This window comes from Bradyrhizobium sp., from assembly GCF_049581145.1.
Taxonomy (GTDB): Bacteria; Pseudomonadota; Alphaproteobacteria; order Rhizobiales; family Xanthobacteraceae; genus Bradyrhizobium.
This window is the reverse complement of the sequence record NZ_JBAURI010000690.1, coordinates 1-1,501: the sequence shown is the minus strand read 5'-3', so window position 1 is coordinate 1,501 and position 1,501 is coordinate 1. Positions and strand designations below refer to the sequence as shown.

Genomic DNA, 1,501 nt, shown 5'->3' with positions numbered 1-1,501 from the left:
GCATGAGCCCAGTGCGGCCGGACGATAGTAAGCCAGCTTATGAATTGTCCGGGCTAAAAAACGGGCGTGCATTTGTTGTTATGCCGCCAGATCGGCCACGACCGCATCCAACACCGGGAAGCCCGGTAAGGTCACCCGCAGGCGTCCCTCGGCCGTGGTCTCGATCAGACCATGCTCATGGAGCATAGCAACGCGAACCGGATCGAGCGGCCGGCCGGATATTTTGGTGTAGCGATCGATATCGATGCCCTCGGCGAGGCGGAGCCCCATCAGCAGGAACTCGTCGGACCGCTCCTCACGGGTAAGCACATCGTCAGTGACGACCCCGTGGCCCTGGCCTTCGACCCGCATCAGCCAGCTTTCCGGCCGCTTTTCGGTCGCGACAGCATGCCGCTCGCCGTCGATATCGAGCCGGCCGTGGCCCCCGGGGCCGATGCCGGCATATTCCTGGCCGCGCCAATAAACGAGGTTGTGCCGGCATTCGCCGCCCGGCCGCGCGTGATTGGAAATTTCGTAGGCCGGCAGTCCAGCCGCCGCACAGACCTCCTGGGTCGTATCGTAGAGGGCACGGGAGGTGTCCTCATCGGGCAGCCGCAATTTGCCCGCGGCGTGGAGCGCGAAAAATGGCGTCTCGGCCTCGATCGTCAGTTGATAGAGCGAAAGGTGGTCGCCGGCCTCGCCAAGCGCCGCCTTCAGCTCGCTCGCCCACGCTTTGGGCTCCTGATTGGGCCGGGCATAGATGAGATCGAATGAGTAGCGCTCGAATACGCTGCGCGCGATGGTAACGGCGTCGAGAGCCTCCCGTGCCGAATGCATGCGGCCAAGCTCGGCAAGCACGCGATCGTCAAGCGCCTGCACGCCGAGCGACACCCGATTGACGCCGGCGGCGCGGTAGCCGCGAAAGCGTGTCGCCTCGACGCTGGTGGGATTGGCTTCGAGCGTGACCTCCACGTCCGGCGCAACGCGCCACTGCCGGGCGATGGAATTGAGCACGCCGGCGATGGTCGCCGGCTGCATCAACGACGGGGTGCCACCGCCGAAAAAGATCGTCGATACCGTCCGGTCGCGCACGCGTTCGGCTGTGGCCCCGATCTCGGTATGAAAAGCTTTCAGGAAACGCTGCTCGTCGATCGGCTCGCGCCGGACGTGGCTGTTGAAATCGCAATACGGACATTTCGACAGGCAAAACGGCCAGTGGATATAGACGCCGAAGGCGTGGTCTTCGTCGGCCACAACGGGTTCAGCCAACACGGATTCAGGCAAGACAGATTCAGCCAAGACACGCCTCCGCGAGTTTGAGGAAGGCGCGGGCGCGATGCGAAAGACCTTTGCCCCGCGGCGGCAGGCCATGCTTTTCGTCGCTTGCCATCTCGCCGAAGGTGCGCTGCTGGCCGTTGTCTTGGCCGTCCGGCAAAAAAATCGGGTCGTAGCCAAAGCCTTGGTCGCCGCGCGGCGGCCACACCAGCGTGCCGTCGACACGGGCCTCGAATTCCTCAAGGTG

General features: G+C 64.1%; 2 protein-coding genes. Both read right to left on the bottom strand.

Annotation, left to right across the window (positions count from 1 at the left end; genetic code table 11):
* Positions 1-78 precede the first annotated feature (78 nt).
* On the bottom strand, positions 79-1,248 hold the full coding sequence (hemW, locus tag WCB02_RS22495) for a radical SAM family heme chaperone HemW (RefSeq protein ID WP_423961564.1): 1,170 nt from the start codon (positions 1,246-1,248) through the stop codon (positions 79-81).
* Positions 1,249-1,270: 22 nt separating this feature from the next.
* The coding region (locus WCB02_RS22490; RefSeq protein WP_423961562.1) for a non-canonical purine NTP pyrophosphatase at positions 1,271-1,501 on the bottom strand (231 nt) is incomplete at its 5' end.